The organism is Parabacteroides chongii (assembly GCF_029581355.1).
In the GTDB taxonomy this organism is placed as follows: domain Bacteria; phylum Bacteroidota; class Bacteroidia; order Bacteroidales; family Tannerellaceae; genus Parabacteroides; species Parabacteroides chongii.
The window spans coordinates 4543226-4561404 of the sequence record NZ_CP120849.1; the positions used below are offsets into that span (position 1 = coordinate 4543226).

An 18179-nucleotide genomic window follows, 5' to 3' on the forward strand; every position below is an offset into this window, starting at 1 on the left:
ATCATTTATGCAAAAGTAATTATAATTTGATAATAATGAAATATATGGTATGTTTTAAAGCAAAATAAGAAGGATATTCAAAAAAGAATACCCTTCTTATAATTACTTTATTTATTATGTATATTAATCTTCAATTGCAGCTTGTGCAGCAGCGATGCGAGCGATAGGCACGCGGAACGGAGAACAAGATACATAGTTCAATCCTACTTTATGGCAGAACTTCACTGAAGAAGGTTCACCGCCATGCTCACCACAAATACCACATTTCAGATCCGGGCGGATTGCACGTCCTTTTTCCGTAGCCATTCGAACCAGCTGGCCTACTCCATTCTGGTCTAATACCTGGAACGGGTCTACTTTCAGGATCTTCTTTTCCAGATAGATCGGTAAGAAAGAGGCGATATCGTCACGTGAATAGCCGAATGTCATCTGAGTAAGGTCATTTGTTCCGAATGAGAAGAATTCAGCAGAAGAAGCGATACGATCGGCAGTCAGAGCAGCACGAGGAATTTCGATCATTGTACCTACCTTAAAGTCGATACGGTCTCCTACTTCGGCAAATAACTTTTCTGCAGCATCACGGATTACTTTTTCCTGTTCTTTGAATTCGTATAAGATACCTGTCAGCGGCACCATGATTTCCGGTTTAGCCTCAATGCCTTCTTTCTTCAATTCCAGTGCTGCACCCAAGATAGCACGTGTTTGCATTTCTGTAATTTCGGGATATGTATTACCTAAACGGCAACCACGGTGACCTAGCATCGGGTTATGTTCGCAAAGAGATTCAACACGTTTCTGAATTTCTTTTACAGATACTCCCATAGCTGTTGCCATTTCTTCCTGACCTTTCAGATCGTGAGGAACGAACTCATGCAAAGGAGGATCGAGCAGACGAACGGTAACAGGACATCCTGCCATTGCCTTGAAAATGCCTTTGAAGTCTGCTTGTTGATAAGGCAAAATTTTTGCCAAAGCAGTCTTACGACCTTCCGCATTTTCTGCCAAAATCATTTCCCGCATAGCTTTAATTTTTTCGCCTTCAAAGAACATGTGTTCCGTACGGCACAATCCGATACCGACAGCACCGAAGTTGCGCGCGATAGCAGCATCATGAGGAGTATCCGCATTTGTACGAACCTGCAGTTTGGTATATTTGTCAGCTAAAGCCATCAATTCAGCGAAATCGCCGGACAGTTCAGCTGCCTTTGTTTCTACTTTACCTACATATACTGTACCAGTTGTACCATTGATAGAGATATAATCACCTTCTTTTAAAGTAACATCGTCTACTGTTACAGTTTTATTCTTGTAGTCGATTTCCAGTGCACCTGCTCCTGATACGCAACATTTACCCATACCACGAGCGACTACAGCAGCATGTGAGGTCATACCACCACGGGCTGTCAGGATGCCTTCGGCAACAGCCATACCTGCTAAATCTTCCGGAGACGTTTCGATACGAACCATAACGACTTTCTTTCCGTCTGCATGCCATTTAGCAGCATCATCAGCAAAAAATACGATCTGACCTGTAGCTGCACCCGGAGAAGCAGGTAAACCTTTTACCCAAACCTTTGCCTGTGATTCAGCCACCTTGTCAAATACCGGGTGAAGCAATTCATCCAGTTTATTCGGTTCGATGCGTTTCAAAGCTGTCTTTTCATCAATCATTCCCTGATGCAACAGATCGATAACGATCTTCACCATAGCAGAACCTGTACGTTTACCGTTACGTGTCTGAAGGAACCAGAGTTTGCCTTCCTGTACGGTAAATTCCATATCCTGCATGTCGCGGTAGTGATTTTCCAGTTTTGTCTGCAGTGCATCCAGTTCCTTATAGATTTCCGGCATGGCTTCTTCCATTGAAGGGAATTTAGCAACTCTTTCTTCTTCCGGAATACCGGCACGTTCTGCCCAGCGCTGTGAACCGATCTTCGTGATCTGCTGCGGAGTACGGATACCGGCAACAACGTCTTCACCCTGTGCATTGATCAGGTATTCACCGTTAAATAAGTCTTCACCGTTACCGGCGTCACGAGAGAAACATACACCTGTAGCAGATGTATCACCCATGTTACCGAATACCATCGCCTGAACAGAAACAGCTGTTCCCCATTCTGCCGGAATACCTTCCATCTGACGGTACAGGATAGCACGTTCGTTCATCCAGGAGTTGAATACGGCACAGATTGCACCCCACAATTGTTCGTAGGCACAAGTCGGGAAGTCGCTTCCTGTTTGTTTCTTAACAGCGGCTTTGAACTTTGTCACCAATGTCTTCAGGTCGTCGACAGTCAGTTCGTTGTCCAGCTTCACCCCTTTGGCTTCTTTCACCTCTTCGATGATCGCTTCGAACGGATCGATGTCTTCCTTACTGGTCGGTTTCATACCCAGAACCACATCACCATACATTTGTACAAAACGGCGATAAGAGTCCCATGCAAAACGAGCGTTGCCTGTTTTACGTGTCAACCCTTCTACTACCTCGTCGTTCAATCCCAGGTTCAGGATGGTATCCATCATACCCGGCATAGAAGCACGTGCTCCGGAACGGACAGAAACCAACAGCGGGTTTTCCACATCTCCGAACTTGGAGTTCATTAACGTTTCTATGTTAGCAATAGCTTTTTCAACGTCCGACTTCAGTAATTCTACGACTTTGTCTTTGCCCAGTTCATAATATTCCGAGCAAACTTCTGTTGTAATTGTGAATCCCGGAGGAACCGGAACGCCAATTAAATTCATTTCGGCAAGGTTTGCACCTTTACCACCCAGCAGATTTCTCATATCTGCTTTACCTTCGGCTTTTCCATTACCGAATGTGTAGACTCTTTTTCTTTCCATGTGTCAGACTGTAATTATGTTTATTAGATTTCAGTTTTGCTATCTCTACATTGCAATACTGCAAATATATGCTATTTACGAGTACACCGGATACAGAAAGTTAAAGATTTTTATATGTTTTAGAACTATTCTTTACTATTCGTATCAGCTAAATATGTACATTTGCGTGGCGAAAATTTTAAACACAGATAAAATTGGCAAGAAATAAGAAGCAGTTACCCTTGCTTGAAAAGGTAACAATTACAGACGTAGCCGCTGAAGGTAAGGCGATTGCACGTGTAAATGAGAAAGTGGTGTTTGTTCCTTTTGTCGCTCCCGGCGATGTAGTAGACATCCAACTTACCCGTAAAAAGAATAGTTATGCCGAAGGGAAGGCTGTACACTTCCACGAATACTCTACAGAACGAGCCACTCCGTTTTGCGAACATTTCGGCGTATGCGGTGGTTGCAAATGGCAACATCTCCCCTATGAAGCCCAGTTAAGATACAAACATAAGCAGGTTATAGACAACCTTACCCGCATCGGAAAGATCGAGATGGAAGAGGTTTTGCCTATATTAGGTTCCGAACGTACCACCTTCTACCGAAATAAACTCGAATTCACCTTCTCCAATAAGAAATGGCTGACGGAAGAAGAAGTGAAGTCAGGAGCCACTTTCGATTGTATGAACGCTGTCGGTTTCCATATCCCGGGAATGTTCGACAAGGTACTGGATATACACAAATGCTGGTTGCAGAATGACATTTCCAACCGCATCCGTCTTTGTATCAAAGAGTATTGCTTGTCACACGAAGGCTATCCTTTCTTCGATCTAAGGAACCAGGAAGGGTTTATCCGTACATTGATGATCCGTACCGCTTCAACGGGCGACCTGATGGTGGTAGTCGTATTCTTCCACGAAGATAAGGAACGCCGCGAAGCCTTGCTCTCGCATGTGGCAGAACAATTTCCGGAGATCACCTCTTTATTATATGTAATAAACGAGAAATGCAACGATACGATCACCGACCAGGATGTTCTTGTGTTCCGTGGCAAAGACCATATCATTGAGGAGATGGAAGGGCTGCAATTCAAAGTAGGTCCCAAATCTTTCTACCAGACGAACAGTGAACAGGCTTACAACTTATATAAGGTAGCTCGCGAGTTTGCCGGATTGACCGGAAACGAAATGGTGTACGACCTTTATACAGGAACCGGAACGATTGCCAACTTCGTTTCACGCCAGGCAAAGAAAGTAATCGGTATCGAATATGTGCCCGAAGCAATCGAAGATGCCAAAGTCAATTCTGCCCTGAACAAAATCGACAACACATTATTCTATGCCGGTGACATGAAAGATATCCTTACGGCAGATTTCATAAACCAACATGGCCGTCCGGATGTTATTATTACCGATCCGCCTCGTGCCGGAATGCATGATGATGTAATCAACACCATCCTTTTTGCCGAACCGAAGCGTATCGTATATGTAAGTTGTAACCCGGCAACACAGGCCCGCGATTTAAGCCTGCTTAGCGTGAAGTATAATGTGAAGAAGGTACGCCCCGTCGATATGTTCCCACATACACATCACGTGGAAAACGTAGTACTTTTGGAATTGAAAATTGAGAATTGAAAGTTGAAAATTAGTTCAAACAGTCAATCCTAATTTTCAATTATCAATTTTCAATTATATATAATAATGTATAGGAAAATCGTCTCCCTTTTGTGCTTAACTTTGCTTTTGAGTAGCTGTTCCGGCAATAAGCAAAAGCAAAAGGAAGACGATTTTGTCTATACCGACCTGCCCCAACTGAAAGCGGAGGGTGAGATCACGGCCGTGACACTTTACAGCTCCACTTCCTACTTCCAGTATAAAATGGAACCGATGGGTTATGAATACGATCTGATCAAAGACTTCGCCCGCTCCGAAGGGTTGAAGCTGAACATCAAAGTCGCTGAAAACGCAACCCGTTTGATCGAGATGCTGGAAGCCGGTGAAGCAGACGTTGTTGCCTACCCTATCCAGATGAGTAATAACCTGAAAGAGAACTATCTTTACTGCGGGCGCGAAGAGTTGACCAGCCAGGTGTTGGTTCAGCGTGCCAACAAAGGAGATACGATCCTTAAAGATGTGACTCAACTGATCGGGAAAGAAGTGTATGTAAAGCCGGATACCAAATATTACGAACGGCTTAAAAACCTGGATAAAGAACTGGGCGGCGGTATCCATATAAAAGACATCAAGAAAGATACGGTAACGACCGAAGACCTGATCGCCATGGTTTCGCAGGGCGAAATACCCTACACCATCAGCGACGATAATATCGCCCGTCTGAACAAGACTTATTTCTGGAACATCAACGTATCACTGAAAGTTAGCTTCATGCAGCGTTCCTCCTGGCTGGTTCGTAAGACGAGTCCGAAACTGGCAGAAGCGATCAACGCCTGGGCATCCGACAAATCGGGAAACCATGTCTACCGGGCATTGGTGAAACGTTATTTCGAGCTAGGCAAGCAACCGCTTACCGCCGACCTGCCTCCGGTAAAGAACGGGCATATTTCTCCTTATGACGAGCTGTTCAGAAAGCATTCCAAAAACATCGGCTGGGATTGGCAGCTTATCGCATCTATCTCCTATCAGGAGTCTCATTTCAACCCATCGGTCGTTTCATGGGCTGGAGCGGAAGGATTGATGGGGATCATGCCTAATACAGCCAAGGCACTCGGCGTCACTCCGCACGAACTGAAAGACCCGGATGTCGGCATCCGCACCGGCGTGGATTGCCTGCGCAAATTCCGTCAGGGCTTTTCTGAAATAACCGATCCGCAGGAGAAGATCAAGTTTACTTTAGCCTCTTACAATGCCGGTATCGGACATATCTACGACGCCCAGCGGCTGGCGGAGAAATACGGGAAAGACCCGAAAGTCTGGGATAACAACGTAGCTGAATATGTCCGCCTGAAAAGCGATCCCGAATATTACAACGACCCTGTCTGCAAGCATGGATATTTGCGTGGTTCGGAAACGTATAATTATGTGCGCGAAGTGATGCAACGTTTCGAATACTACAAGACAAAGACCAAACGTAGTTGATCAGGACAGATTGGCGGCGATCATCTCCCGGATGGCAAGTATGACTTTCGGATGGCTTAACGGGATATCTTCAAAGACGCTCTGCAAATCCTCCGAACTTATTTCAAATAACAATTCCTCTTTCCTGTAAGAAAAACAGACATTAATCCCCGGATTCCCGCTTATCAGCATAGCAACCGTTCCAGGCAGATCACCCATAGGCGGACAGTCGATATTAGAAGTAATGAAGCAAGCCGTTACCGCCGTTCCTTTTCCCGGCTCCGATGTGATGCTGACATGACCGCCGGTTTGTTCTGCATTCTGAATAAGGAAAGGGATTCCCAGTCCTACTTTCCGGGTTGTCCGGGTCGTATAGAACGGATTGGTTATCCGGGAGACCGTTTCTGCATCCATACCACAACCGTTATCCGTAATACGGACAGTCGTATGGTCTTCATGAATCGTTATTTCCAACGAAATACGGGTGGCGCCTGCACGAACACTGTTCGAGGCAATATCGGTGATATGGAATGTAAGCGTATTCATACAGACGGAAGTATCAAATGTTCCTGACTTCCGGCATACGCCATCTTTATATTCTCAAATAAAGGAGCCGACGCCTGTATCATACAAGGCTTACTTCCTATTTGTTCCGGGTAATGGGCATCAGAAGCCGGATAAGAGGTGTAGTCCGACAAATACTTTTGTTTGTCCACAAGCCTTGCAAACCGGGACGCATCCGTATATTCAATCGCATCCAAAGGCAATGCCGGATCAATGAAACCAAGCTGGCTGATCAGGCTGAAAGACGGACGTTCCACATGAGCAGCAATAAACAAACCGCCCAGTTCCTTTACAAATGCCGCTACCTGGTTCACATTGCGGTCGAGTGCAGAGAGCAACAAATACGGGACCTCCCCTATTATTTCGTCCTGCCGGTTCACCCACACCTGGTCACCGAACCGTTCAGGGTCGTTCGGGACAGGCGGCAAATACATCTCCAGATATTGCTGAAAAGCAACACGCGCCTCTTCCGTTCCCAAAAGAACCACACAATGCGCCTCCTCACGGGAACAAACCTCGGCCCCGGCAAAAACCGTCAATCCGGCTTCGGCCCCCAGTTTTTGTATCTCAGGACATTGCAGGGTACTGTTATGATCCGTTACGGCAATAATATCCAGTCCCTGGGCAAGTGCTGTTTCGACAATGACCGTGGGGCTCATTTCCAGACTTCCGCAAGGGGAAAGACAAGTATGAATATGCAGATCAGCCCGGTAAAGATTCATCCGTTCTGCAGGAGTTGATATATTTTACCACTGACAACGAAAGCGGAAAGCGGCGTCCCCAGTAAAGGAACCCCTTCTTCTATCCCCTTCTGCAACGTTTCTTCATCCGGTGAAGCACCGTTCACGATCAAAACAGCCGCCGCATCTTTCAAGGTTGAAACGGCAACGATGTTCTGATGGGTTTGCATGGTGATCCATAGCATCCCTTCTTCCATATGCCCCATTACATCACTCAACAGATCGCTGGTATAACCGCCTTTAACGACGGCATCCAGATTCTCTTCACCGCAGAAAACGGTGAGTTCCAATTCTTTTACAAGATCACTGACCTTCATATTTGGCTCCTTTCTTATAACAGTCTTTATTTAAACGATCCTTCCCCCATATTTTTTCTACCAGGCGGAAAGCATGCTCCTGATCCAGCTTGCCATGTTTCTCCATATTACGCTGCATAAAAATACAGTCACTGAACTGGGCTTCGTGACGGACAATATCTTCCGCCAGACTTTGACAGTTCGGATTTCCGCATGCACCGCAATCGATTCCCGGAAGATAACACATCAATCTCCGTACCTGCTCCATCTTTTTCAGCACTTCTTCAATGCTGCCGTCGTAAAGCAGTTTCGGATTAGCCGGAAGCGGACGGATCGTGATATGTTGTTTCAGGTAAGCTAATGCCCCCAGCCGTTCAGAAGCATAAATAAGCGGGGCCTTATCACGTTTCATCGAACGCTTCATGATCCGCTCGGCAGTCAGGAAACGGTTGGCTACAGCCAATACGCCTCCGGCACAACTGCGGTCACAGGCACGCAGTTCGAGAAAATCCACATTCCGGACCTCCGTCGTCGTCTCCATCCGTTCCAGAAAGTCGATCACGTTGTGTATTTCGTCGATAGCCAGGCAACGGCCGGAGAAATGCTTTGCCTCCCCTCCCGTCTGGCTCCATCTCATTTCTTTCTTGGTCAGGGCGGGCGGAAGGACACATTCGGGCTTGTAGCCTTTCGGACGGTTTTGCAGGATATGATATACCTTATTATATAGGGTATCCATATTGATCACACCGTTAATGGTGGATGAATAGCCATCCGCACTTTTCAATGCGGCAATCTTGGCAGCACAAGGCGTCACGTAAAAGAGTCCGATCTGTCCGGGCTGATAACCTTCTTCCGTCAACACCTGATGATAATAGGTAGCAGTCGCATTGACCGGACTTTTCACCAAAAGAATATTATCGACCAACGCCGGGAAACGAATCTGTATCAACCGCACGATTGCCGGACAGAAAGAGCTGATTACCGGCTTCTCCTCCGCCTGTTCCATCTGCCGGAGCATCTCCCGGTGGATCATATCGGCAGTGAATTCGACCTGGTACACATGGGTGAATCCCAACTCATACAGGGCACTGAATATCTCCTCTTCCGTCGTATATTTGGAAAACTGGCCGATAAATACGGTCGGAACAAGCGCCACCCGGCATTCATAGTCGAATATCTTCTGGAAGTCGTCCTGCTCCACATAGATGGCTTCTGTCGGACAGGCTTTCAGGCATTCCCCGCAATCGACACACCAGTCTTTGCGTATCACGGCTTTACCGTCACGGATACGGACTGCACGGGTCGGGCATTTGGTCATACAATGCGTGCAACCGATGCAACGTTCCTGGTTTATTTTAAGTGCATGATAAAACTTCGTCTCTTCCATGGTGTTTTACTCCTTCTTCCCGAACCAGGTGACCATGCGTACGGTTGTGCCTACGCCGACCTCGCTCTCTATATTAAGTTCGTCTACATTCTTTTTCATATTGGGCAATCCCATTCCCGCACCGAACCCCATTTCCCGCACAGCAGGCGAAGCGGTCGAGAACCCTTCCTGCATGGCCTGCGGAATATCGGGGATGCCAGGACCTTCATCCTTCAACAGCAAAGAGATCTTATCGGCATCGAGTTCCGCCAGTACCTTTCCCCGCCAGGCATGGGCAACCACATTTACCTCGGCTTCATACAGGGCGACAACCACCCTCTTGATGATGCGGGGATCGATGGACAGCTGTTTCAGTATCTTCTTGACCTGGCTGGATGCATATCCGGCTTTCGAGAAATTTCCTCCTTCTAATTCAAACCTCAGTTGCATACTTTCTCCTTTCTTTAATAGACCGGTACGAGGCCGCTGCAATACAGTTCGCCCACCGTATGATACATGGAATGTTCCGTTTCGAGTAAGATCATGTTATTCTCGGATGCCAGTTGCAGCATCTCCGGAGTAATCCTTTTTCCACGGACGAAAAGGATGCAGTCGACATCTGCCATTTCCGCCGTACGGATTGTTTGCAGGTTACAAAGTCCGGTGATAAGAATGACTTCATTACAGTCCAGTGTCAACACGTCGCTCATCAGGTCGCTGGCAAAAGCACATTGTACATCATGGTCAAGCTTGTCGTTTCCGCACGCCACGACCGCATCGGTAAGTTCTTGTATTTGCTGAATCTTCATAATCGCATGCAAGGTTTAATTCGTGATGGCAATGTAAGAAATATTTTTTAATAGATGTCCGGTTGGTTTATATTAATTACTATCTTTACCTGCAATAAATAAAATTCTAATCTTATGTTTAGTAAAGAAACCTATATCGCCCGCCGGGCTAAACTAAAACAGACGATAGGCTCAGGTCTGTTACTTTTCCTTGGAAATGATGAGTCAGGAATGAACTATGCAGACAACACGTATCACTTCCGCCAGGATTCTACTTTCTTGTATTTCTTCGGACTGCCGTATGCCGGACTGTCCGCCATCATTGATATAGACAACGACAAAGAGATCATCTTCGGTGACGAACTGACCATCGACGCAATCGTATGGATGGGCACGCAACCGACTTTGAAAGAAAAGAGCGAAGCTGCCGGTATCACGGAAGTACGCCCGTTCAAGGAAATTGAAACCTATCTGAAAGCGGCTGAGCAGAAAAGCCAGCGTATCCATTACCTGCCGACATATCGTGCAGAACATCAGATCAAGTTATTCCAGTGGTTAGGCATCGTACCGGGAACCGAACAGCCTTCCGTTCCTTTCATCTTCGGTGTCGTCAACCAGCGTAATTATAAGACAGCGGAAGAAATCGTCGAGATCGAAAAGGCTTGTGTGGTCACTGCCGACATGCACCTGACTGCCATGCGTACGGTCCGTCCGGGAATCCGCGAAAGCGAAGTGGCTGCTGCCGTGGCAGAAGTGGCTTATGCCAACGACTATCAGCTCTCCTTCCCTATTATCGCGACAATCAACGGACAGACATTGCATAACCATGATCACAGTAATATGATCAAGAGCGGCGATATGTTGTTGCTCGATGCCGGTGCCGAAACGGAGATGGGCTATGCAGGCGATATGTCGTCTACTATTCCGGCCGATTCCAAATTCACCACCCGTCAGAAAGATATTTACGATATCCAGGTAGCTGCCCATGAAGCCGCTGTTGCCGCCCTTCGTCCGGGTATTCCTTTCGTCGATGTATATGAGCTGTCTTGTAAGGTCATTATGGAAGGTTTGAAAGATCTTGGTTTCGTAAAAGGCGATCCGATGGATGCTGTAAAGGCTGGTGCACATGCCATGTTCATGCCTTGTGGCCTGGGACATATGATGGGATTGGATGTACATGATATGGAAAACCTGGGTGAGGTATATGTGGGTTATGACGGACAACCGAAGAGCACTGAGTTCGGCCGTAAGTCTCTCCGCCTGGGACGTAAACTGGAACCGGGATTTGTTCTTACGATCGAACCGGGGGTTTACTTCATTCCTGAACTGATGGATTTATGGAGAGGTCAGAATAAGTTCACTGAATTTATCAATTATGAAAAGCTGGTAACTTATAAAGACTTCAGCGGTATCCGTAACGAAGAGGATTATCTGATCACGGAAGACGGAGCACGTTTGTTAGGAAAGAAGATTCCTTTGCATACGGAAGAGGTAGAAGCACTGCGATAGTATGGTTATAATCCTCCCTGACTAAAAAAGTGTTTCACCCAATGGAACAACTGTTTCACCGTAATGAAACAAGTGTTTCTATTAGGTGAAACACTTTCTAAGATGAGACAGAATAAAATAAAACCCCGTGAAGAACTAAAGCACTTCACGGGGTTTCTTGTTTTAATATCTATAACCTATCAGATTAATAAGTAAACATATCTGCATTAGGTAACTCTTTTCCGTCAGCTGTCAGAACTTTCATTTGGAGCATTCCGCCGTTATGATCGAAATATTTCACTTCAATCGGATGAAGACCTTTTGCCAACGCCTTTTGTCCGACAACTTCACGAGGTGAATGAGGACCGTCATTATCGACAACCAATTCCCCGTCGACTTTCAATGTACTGCCGTCATCAGACATCAGGTTGAAGGTGTAAATACCATCTTCCGGAGCATTGAAATAACCTGTTACGACCAGGCCGATATTGCCTTTTACTTCTGCCGGAATAGTCACTTCGGATATCTCATAAGTACCGTTTACCGGAGCCTTTTCTATCTCGTCGCATGCACTGCCTCTGAACTCATGCCATACAGCCTGCAAACCTTTCTTTGAAGGGGTTGCTTCTGCTGCCGGTGCATATTCGCTCTTGATAAAACGTGTCTTTACGATGTCTCCTTTCTTACCGTTCGGGCGGAATGTACGGAAAGTAAAGTCGGTTGTTTCCGTCACTTTGACCGGTTCTTTATATTGAGGAGATTCCAAAGTCGGAGTACTTCCATCGGTTGTATAATGGATCTCCGCACTTGGATCGAGGCAAGTCACTGTCAATGTACCTTCACCGACAAATGCATTGGTATTATTGAATCCTTCCAGGTCCGGAATACGATAATTCACGTCCATGATGTTCAGGCGCGGGAACTGCTTAACCATCCGTTCTTTAAAACCATCCCAGCTTTTTACGGAAGGATCGCTCCAGGCCAGTTCCGCCATAGCCATCATACGGGGCATGATCATATACTGTGCCCGTTCGAAAGAAGGAATATATTCGCACCATAGATTTGCCTGAATACCCAGGATCAATGCCTTCTGCGCATCGCTTAACGATTCGAGCATCGGATTGTAGTTATAGACACCCGGCAAAGAGTTTTTATCCTGCTGGTAATCGAAATAGAAGTTTGCATTCGGGGAAAGAATAGCATGGTTTCCCTGTGCCGTTGCTTCCGGAACAGCGTTCGGAGACCAGGTACGCCACCACATGATCGTTGCCGTCGGAGACAATCCGCCTTCCAGTATCTCATCCCAGCCGATCATTTCTTTTCCGTTCTCATTAAAGAATTTCTCCATATTATGAACGAACCATGCCTGCAACTCCTCTTCTGTCTTCAGCCCGTTGTCCTTCATCCGTTTCTGGCAATCCGGACATTTCTTCCAGTTTGCTTTCTCCACTTCATCCGCTCCCAAATGAACATATTTATAAGGGAAAAGCGGAATGATTTCGCTATACACATTCTTACAAAATTCAAGAGCTGAATCTTTTCCGGGACAAACCGGAGAAGAGAACAGAGTTCCCCATCCTGTCTGGCTAAAACAGGAAACTCCCGAATAGTTGCTTACAGCAGCCAGCATATGCCCCGGCATATCTACTTCCGGAACTACGTCGATACCTCTTACACCTGCATACGCTACAATTTCCTTAATATCATCTTGCGTGTAGTAACCACCGTACAGAGTATCGCCTTGTACAATCTGCAATTTTTCAGCCGGTAATTCATAATCCGGATTATCCTGTGTTTTCGCCAATCTCATACATTCCCGGTCATGATTGTTGAAGGTACGCCAGGCACCCTTCTCGGTCAGCAGCGGATATTTCTTGATTTCAATACGCCATCCTTGGTCGTCGGTCAGATGCCAATGGAATTTGTTCAACTTATAAAGAGCCATCATATCCAACAGTTCCTTTACCTCTTCTTTGGTATAGAAATGACGCGACACATCCAGCATCAACCCTCTCCATCCGAAACGGGGTGCATCGGTGATCTGAACAGCCGGGGCGCTCCAGGTAATATCATTCACTACTTCCGATGATTCGATCTCTGCCGGCAAAAGCTGACGAAGCGATTCGATACCGGAAATAACTCCGCCATACGTATTTCCTTTGATCTGAACTTTGCCGGAAGAAACATCCAGCGTATAAGCTCCTTCATTCTGGCCGGCAATATCACTTACTGCCAAAGATATATCACCGTCTCCCTCGCGTACATTATATATATAGCCGGTTGCACGTGATAAAAGGCCGGAAAGATAATTCGCAGCCGGTAATAACTGCTTATCGGCGACACCGATAGTCATGCCATTCTTCAGAACGAACTGCCCATTCGCATTCTTAATCTCTTTCGGAACGGGAATCAAGGAAACATCATGTGCCGCAGGCGTTGTGGGCGAACATGAACTCAGCAATAAGGCTCCGGTCAGGGAGCATGCTGCAAGAAGTTGTTTGTACATTTTTAATGTGTTTATTTGTTTGGTAATAAATTAGGAAACAAATGTAACAAAAAAGAGCTGTTCCTCGTTGGGCGGAACAGCTCTTTTTTAATAAATAATCTACAGATTAAATTCTATTCAAAATTTCAGTCAGTTTGTCCGGAGTAACATTTTCGGCGATGATAACTCCTTTGTCGTCGATCAGATAGTTCTTCAAACCTTTCTTCAGGTTAAACTTTCCATACAACTCTGACTTTTTACCAAGTTCTTCATGAAATTGCTTTGTATTGCTTAATCTGTCTGCTTTTACCGTCTCGGTAAAGATTGATTCTTTCTCGTCGAAAGATACAGAATACATAGCCACTTTGTCCGAACTCAACTTGTTAATCTCATTCCATAATTGAACGTTACGGGCCCGCGATTCAGCATCGTAAGCTGCCCAGAAATTCAGCAATGTGTAACGTCCTGAATGATTTTGGAAACTGAAATTACTTTCATTTCCTAAAGACTCTATTCTCGGAGCCAGATCACCTGGATTAGTACCCACGGTAGGTCTTGCTTCTTTTGTACCGAACGACATTGTCACCAATGCAACCGCTACAATGAGAACATAAGCTCTTACCTTCATAATTTAATATTTACGTTAAACTTAATCGGAACACACCCTTCAACATCCTACTCGCCGGTCTGCGTTCGGCTTTTATCTGCATATCTTTATGTCCGACTCCTGATTTTCAGGAAATAAACAAGCGCTTTTCCTTCGCTAAGGAGCCACTTTCTTGTTTTTAACGCTGGCAAAGATACGGGTAAATTACCTATCCCTCCAAAGGATATAACATAAATCGACTAAAATGCAAGATTTTTTATATGTTTTATTGCATGAAAATCCACTAAAACGGTTGTTCTATAACATAAATTTAGTTTTGGCAATAGGCTAAAATTGGGCTAACAATCATAAAAACGGACGCAGATGACACAGACTTTACGTTCGTCTGCGTGATCTGCGTCCGGTAAATCGTTTCTTTTGACCTTTTTCTCTTGTTATTCTTTATCATAAGGGGAAGGCATCGGCATCCCTTCCTTGATATATTCATCATAAACGACCGTCGGATGGTCCTGCAACGACGTTCTGTTGTATTCTTCCTTGAAATTATCACGACGGAAATTTTTCAATTTGAGGTTTTCAGAACTATAAGTTCGCAACGTTTCCTTTCTCTTACCGGTCAATGAACTCTCAATAACAATAGAATCCAATATATTCAGCTTGGGAGTCAATGTAGGAAGCAATGTCTGTTCCAATAATCCCCGGTATGCTCCAATATATTCACACCAACAAGAATCACCCCGTTTAAAAATACGGTAGGTATAATTAGACCATGCCGTACGGACGTGAATCTCATGTTCCCAGATCTCTACACAAGCTTCTGAATCATAATTAGGATCTTTGATCGTAATTCTTTCAAGGCTGTGTGTTTTTTCCACTACTTTCGTTTGCCATTTGTCTGAATGCCGTACTTCGGCAATAATCTCAGGCAGCTTTTCCTTAATTTCAAACTGAATCTTCATCTCATTTGCCTGCCAGTCAGGACTTATTAAGGTTGCCAGGTTCTAAATTAAATATAACGTCTCTGTAAAAATAACAATTTCATTTGAATTTTTGTTTATCCGGATGCCTGAATTTGCATATAACTTGTTTACCTTTGCCTTATAAAACAAAAAACATGGGACAAAAAGACGAAATTATACTATTAAATATAAATGGAGCCGACCGTCCGGGTGTCACTGCCGCCCTTACAGAGATCTTAGCTAAAAATAATGCGGCTATCCTCGATATCGGTCAGGCCGACATTCACAATAACTTATCATTGGGTATTCTGTTCCAAAGTTGCGAAGGAAATTCGGGAGATATCCTGAAAGAATTACTTTTCAAAAGCTATGAATTGGATGTAAATGTCCGCTTTAACCCGATCACGGAACAAGATTACAGAAAGTGGGTCGATATGCAGGGTAAGAACCGGTATATCATTACTATTTTGGGACGAAAGCTGACAGCCAGGCAAATTGCAGGAGTAACCCGTATTGTCGCTGACCAGGGAATGAACATCGACGACATCAAGCGTCTGACCGGTCGTATCCCCCTGGATGAAGATGCCCGTACTCCTAAAGCCAGTGTTGAATTCTCCGTCCGTGGCACGCCTTGTGACAAAGAATTGATGAAAGCGGAGTTCATGAAACTTTCAGCCGAACAGGTGATGGATATTTCTTTTCAGGAAGACAGTATGTACCGCCGTATGCGTCGCCTTATTTGTTTCGATATGGACTCGACGCTTATTGAAACAGAGGTAATCGACGAACTGGCAGTACGTGCCGGTGTCGGTGACCAGGTAAAGGCTATCACAGAATCGGCTATGCGCGGAGAGATTGATTTCAGTGAAAGTTTCCGCCAGCGTTGTTCATTGTTGAAAGGGCTGGATGTGTCTGTGATGCAGGAGATTGCAGAAAACCTGCCTATAACGGAAGGGGTCGACCGTCTGATGCGCATCCTCAAAAAGGTAGGATTCAAGATCGCTATTCTTTCCGGTGGATTCACTTATTTCGGTAACTACCTGAAGCAAAAGTACAATATAGACTATGTATATGCCAACGAGCTTGAAGTCGAGAACGGTAAGTTGACAGGCCGTTATGTAGGAGATATTGTCGATGGCAAACGAAAAGCCGAATTACTCCGGTTGATCGCCCAGGTTGAAAACGTAGATATCCGCCAGACCGTAGCTGTCGGCGATGGTGCGAACGACTTGCCTATGATCAGCATAGCCGGACTGGGCATTGCTTTCCATGCCAAACCGAAAGTAAAAGAAAACGCCAAACAGTCGATCTCCACGATCGGACTGGATGGTATTTTATATTTCCTGGGATACAAAGATTCCTATTTGGACGAACAAATGTAATTAATTAAAGCGTTTATGGTAAGACACATTGTAATGTTTAAACTGACGGAGTTTGCATCTCCAGCCGACAAACAGGCAAAAATGCAGGAAATCAAAACGGGACTGGAAGCTTTGATCGATAAGATCGATGTATTGCGTATGATCCGTGTCGATTTCAATATCAATCCGGAAGAAACATGGGATATTATCCTGACAACAGAACTCGATTCGCTCGAAGATGTAAAAACATATGCTAATCATCCTGAACACGTAGCTGTGTCGAAAGGTATTATCGGCCCGGTAAAAGCCGACAGGGCATGTGTTGACTACGAATTCTAATAATAAATACTTCCTTTATGAAGGAATTTGACATTGAAGAACGTGTAAGACTTGCCGTTCAGAATTTTGAATCGGGGTATAACTGTGCGCAGTCTGTATTCCTGGCTTATTCAGATGTATTCGAACTGAATCTGGATATGGCAAAGAAAATGTCCGTATCGTTCGGTGGCGGTGTAGGCCGGATGCGGGAAGTGTGCGGAACCGTCAGTGCTATGGCTATGCTCGCAGGATTCAAATATCCGGTACTGGATCAGAGTGACCAGGAAGCCCGGACAAAGAATTATGGAATGGTGCAGAAAATGTCTGAATTGTTTAAGGCAGAGCATGAAACAATCATCTGTCGCAGTCTTTTGCCTGCTGCGGAAGCCAGCCAGACCACTCCTGCCCCTTCTGCAAGAACAGCCGAATATTATGCCAAGCGTCCTTGCAGTAAATATGTGGAAACAGCTGCTCGTATAGCTGGCCGGATGCTGAAAAACGAATAAGATTGATGGCTTAGGCCATCAATCTTATTTGAGAAACATACCCTAATGTCCTTATTTCGCTGAATAAATTCATATAAGAAGACTGAGCCTTGACATTCACTTTATAGGTGATAATCGCTTTATTCTGCTCAAAAATCGATTCGAACGAAACACTGACAATATAAATATTCTTCGACTCCAATATCTTGCGGACAGCTTTCAAATCAGGGGTTGCTGTCGTACAGATAATGGTCAGGATCTTATTCACTCCGTTCAGGAACATTCTTTTTTCAAGCTTTTCAAGACTGATCAGGATAACCAGGGTAAGCCCTGTTCCTATCAATGCAGGTATGTACATCCCCGCTCCCACAGCCAGGCCGATCACGGCTACCACCCAGATACAGGCGGCGGTTGTCAATCCGTGAATACTTCCGTGACTTTGCATGATCGCTCCCGCACCAAGGAAACCGATACCGGTAAGTACCTGTGCCGCAATACGTCCAGGGTCTCCATTCAGAAAGTTCGGATAACATTGCGGTATCCAAATAGAAATAAGCATGGCTGCAGCCGATCCCATGCAGATCAGTGTAAATGTGCGCATTCCGGCTTCACGACGGCGGAATTGGCGTTCTATACCGATAATAGCACCCAAAAAGAAACTGACAAGCAGTTTGACTGCTGCCGTAGAGGGTGTTATAGTTGTATTTTCCAATATTTCATTGAGGTGTTCAAGCATATATTTTCTTGTTTTAGTTATTGGCAAATATAACCAATTATTTGAATATCTCTATATATTGCAGATAGCTTCCATGCAAAGAAAAA

The 18179-nt window shown here is 45.2% G+C and carries 17 protein-coding genes; 6 read left to right on the plus strand and 11 right to left on the minus strand.

The window, feature by feature from the left end:
- Window positions 1-123: 123 nt before the first annotated feature.
- A complete protein-coding gene (gene ppdK / locus P3L47_RS17180) occupies window positions 124-2844 on the minus strand; it encodes a pyruvate, phosphate dikinase (RefSeq protein ID WP_277781556.1) in 2721 nt (906 codons plus the stop codon).
- Between the two features lie 194 nt (window positions 2845-3038).
- Here ppdK and rlmD point away from each other — a divergent pair, with 194 nt between their 5' ends.
- Complete coding sequence (gene rlmD, locus P3L47_RS17185) at window positions 3039-4460, plus strand: 23S rRNA (uracil(1939)-C(5))-methyltransferase RlmD (RefSeq protein WP_277781557.1); 1422 nt, start codon at window positions 3039-3041, stop codon at window positions 4458-4460.
- Between the two features lie 66 nt (window positions 4461-4526).
- Window positions 4527-5921 (plus strand): MltF family protein, encoded by a 1395-nt coding sequence (locus P3L47_RS17190; RefSeq protein WP_277781558.1) that lies wholly within the window; start codon window positions 4527-4529, stop codon window positions 5919-5921.
- Here the strand turns inward: P3L47_RS17190 and P3L47_RS17195 are convergent, their stop codons facing one another.
- From P3L47_RS17195 to P3L47_RS17220, 6 genes are read right to left on the minus strand one after another with little or no spacing between them, the layout of a single operon-like run.
- A complete protein-coding gene (locus tag P3L47_RS17195; RefSeq protein ID WP_277781559.1) occupies window positions 5922-6446 on the minus strand; it encodes an ATP-binding protein in 525 nt (174 codons plus the stop codon).
- A complete protein-coding gene (locus tag P3L47_RS17200; RefSeq protein WP_277781560.1) occupies window positions 6443-7186 on the minus strand; it encodes a PHP domain-containing protein in 744 nt (247 codons plus the stop codon). Before P3L47_RS17200 ends, P3L47_RS17195 begins: the two co-directional genes overlap by 4 nt.
- The gene (locus P3L47_RS17205; protein WP_122352793.1) at window positions 7183-7521 is read right to left on the minus strand and encodes a DRTGG domain-containing protein; all 339 of its coding nucleotides are present in this window, start codon (window positions 7519-7521) and stop codon (window positions 7183-7185) included. Before P3L47_RS17205 ends, P3L47_RS17200 begins: the two co-directional genes overlap by 4 nt.
- Window positions 7508-8887 carry a [Fe-Fe] hydrogenase large subunit C-terminal domain-containing protein gene (locus P3L47_RS17210; RefSeq protein WP_259025662.1) on the minus strand — a complete coding sequence of 460 codons (1380 nt, stop codon included), beginning with the start codon at window positions 8885-8887 and terminating at the stop codon, window positions 7508-7510. Before P3L47_RS17210 ends, P3L47_RS17205 begins: the two co-directional genes overlap by 14 nt.
- Window positions 8888-8893: 6 nt before the next feature.
- Window positions 8894-9316 (minus strand): ATP-binding protein, encoded by a 423-nt coding sequence (locus P3L47_RS17215; RefSeq protein WP_122352791.1) that lies wholly within the window; start codon window positions 9314-9316, stop codon window positions 8894-8896.
- A gap of 14 nt (window positions 9317-9330) precedes the next feature.
- Window positions 9331-9675 (minus strand): hypothetical protein, encoded by a 345-nt coding sequence (locus P3L47_RS17220; protein ID WP_122352869.1) that lies wholly within the window; start codon window positions 9673-9675, stop codon window positions 9331-9333.
- Window positions 9676-9789: 114 nt separating this feature from the next.
- On the opposite strand from P3L47_RS17220, the gene P3L47_RS17225 reads away from it, so the two are divergent.
- A complete protein-coding gene (locus tag P3L47_RS17225) occupies window positions 9790-11163 on the plus strand; it encodes an aminopeptidase P family protein (protein ID WP_277781561.1) in 1374 nt (457 codons plus the stop codon).
- A gap of 184 nt (window positions 11164-11347) precedes the next feature.
- On the opposite strand, the gene P3L47_RS17230 is transcribed toward P3L47_RS17225, so the two are convergent.
- The 3 genes from P3L47_RS17230 to P3L47_RS17240 form a co-directional block, all read right to left on the minus strand.
- On the minus strand, window positions 11348-13648 hold the full coding sequence (locus tag P3L47_RS17230) for a family 20 glycosylhydrolase (RefSeq protein ID WP_277781562.1): 2301 nt from the start codon (window positions 13646-13648) through the stop codon (window positions 11348-11350).
- Window positions 13649-13754: 106 nt separating this feature from the next.
- Complete coding sequence (locus P3L47_RS17235) at window positions 13755-14255, minus strand: thioredoxin domain-containing protein (RefSeq protein WP_122359998.1); 501 nt, start codon at window positions 14253-14255, stop codon at window positions 13755-13757.
- A gap of 413 nt (window positions 14256-14668) precedes the next feature.
- Window positions 14669-15193 (minus strand): hypothetical protein, encoded by a 525-nt coding sequence (locus P3L47_RS17240; RefSeq protein ID WP_277781563.1) that lies wholly within the window; start codon window positions 15191-15193, stop codon window positions 14669-14671.
- A gap of 155 nt (window positions 15194-15348) precedes the next feature.
- Between P3L47_RS17240 and serB the strand changes: the two genes are divergently transcribed.
- From serB to P3L47_RS17255, 3 genes are read left to right on the plus strand one after another with little or no spacing between them, the layout of a single operon-like run.
- Window positions 15349-16575 (plus strand): phosphoserine phosphatase SerB, encoded by a 1227-nt coding sequence (gene serB / locus P3L47_RS17245; RefSeq protein ID WP_122359999.1) that lies wholly within the window; start codon window positions 15349-15351, stop codon window positions 16573-16575.
- 15 nt (window positions 16576-16590) lie between these two features.
- On the plus strand, window positions 16591-16893 hold the full coding sequence (locus P3L47_RS17250; protein WP_122360000.1) for a Dabb family protein: 303 nt from the start codon (window positions 16591-16593) through the stop codon (window positions 16891-16893).
- A gap of 17 nt (window positions 16894-16910) precedes the next feature.
- Window positions 16911-17378 carry a C-GCAxxG-C-C family protein gene (locus P3L47_RS17255; RefSeq protein WP_277781564.1) on the plus strand — a complete coding sequence of 156 codons (468 nt, stop codon included), beginning with the start codon at window positions 16911-16913 and terminating at the stop codon, window positions 17376-17378.
- Window positions 17379-17388: 10 nt separating this feature from the next.
- Here P3L47_RS17255 and P3L47_RS17260 read toward each other — a convergent pair whose 3' ends face one another.
- A complete protein-coding gene (locus tag P3L47_RS17260) occupies window positions 17389-18093 on the minus strand; it encodes an MgtC/SapB family protein (protein WP_122360002.1) in 705 nt (234 codons plus the stop codon).
- Window positions 18094-18179 lie beyond the last annotated feature (86 nt).

What these genes read in the sequence shown, in the direction of transcription:
- ppdK (WP_277781556.1), bottom strand. Translation starts at nt 2,844, where the DNA reads ATGGAAAGAAAAAGAGTCTACACATTCGGTAATGGAAAAGCCGAAGGT.
- P3L47_RS17190 (WP_277781558.1), top strand. Translation starts at nt 4,527, where the DNA reads ATGTATAGGAAAATCGTCTCCCTTTTGTGCTTAACTTTGCTTTTGAGT.
- P3L47_RS17195 (WP_277781559.1), bottom strand. Translation starts at nt 6,446, where the DNA reads ATGAATACGCTTACATTCCATATCACCGATATTGCCTCGAACAGTGTT.
- P3L47_RS17200 (WP_277781560.1), bottom strand. Translation starts at nt 7,186, where the DNA reads ATGAATCTTTACCGGGCTGATCTGCATATTCATACTTGTCTTTCCCCT.
- P3L47_RS17205 (WP_122352793.1), bottom strand. Translation starts at nt 7,521, where the DNA reads ATGAAGGTCAGTGATCTTGTAAAAGAATTGGAACTCACCGTTTTCTGC.
- P3L47_RS17210 (WP_259025662.1), bottom strand. Translation starts at nt 8,887, where the DNA reads ATGGAAGAGACGAAGTTTTATCATGCACTTAAAATAAACCAGGAACGT.
- P3L47_RS17215 (WP_122352791.1), bottom strand. Translation starts at nt 9,316, where the DNA reads ATGCAACTGAGGTTTGAATTAGAAGGAGGAAATTTCTCGAAAGCCGGA.
- P3L47_RS17220 (WP_122352869.1), bottom strand. Translation starts at nt 9,675, where the DNA reads ATGAAGATTCAGCAAATACAAGAACTTACCGATGCGGTCGTGGCGTGC.
- P3L47_RS17225 (WP_277781561.1), top strand. Translation starts at nt 9,790, where the DNA reads ATGTTTAGTAAAGAAACCTATATCGCCCGCCGGGCTAAACTAAAACAG.
- P3L47_RS17230 (WP_277781562.1), bottom strand. Translation starts at nt 13,648, where the DNA reads ATGTACAAACAACTTCTTGCAGCATGCTCCCTGACCGGAGCCTTATTG.
- P3L47_RS17235 (WP_122359998.1), bottom strand. Translation starts at nt 14,255, where the DNA reads ATGAAGGTAAGAGCTTATGTTCTCATTGTAGCGGTTGCATTGGTGACA.
- P3L47_RS17240 (WP_277781563.1), bottom strand. Translation starts at nt 15,193, where the DNA reads ATGAAGATTCAGTTTGAAATTAAGGAAAAGCTGCCTGAGATTATTGCC.
- serB (WP_122359999.1), top strand. Translation starts at nt 15,349, where the DNA reads ATGGGACAAAAAGACGAAATTATACTATTAAATATAAATGGAGCCGAC.
- P3L47_RS17250 (WP_122360000.1), top strand. Translation starts at nt 16,591, where the DNA reads ATGGTAAGACACATTGTAATGTTTAAACTGACGGAGTTTGCATCTCCA.
- P3L47_RS17255 (WP_277781564.1), top strand. Translation starts at nt 16,911, where the DNA reads ATGAAGGAATTTGACATTGAAGAACGTGTAAGACTTGCCGTTCAGAAT.
- P3L47_RS17260 (WP_122360002.1), bottom strand. Translation starts at nt 18,093, where the DNA reads ATGCTTGAACACCTCAATGAAATATTGGAAAATACAACTATAACACCC.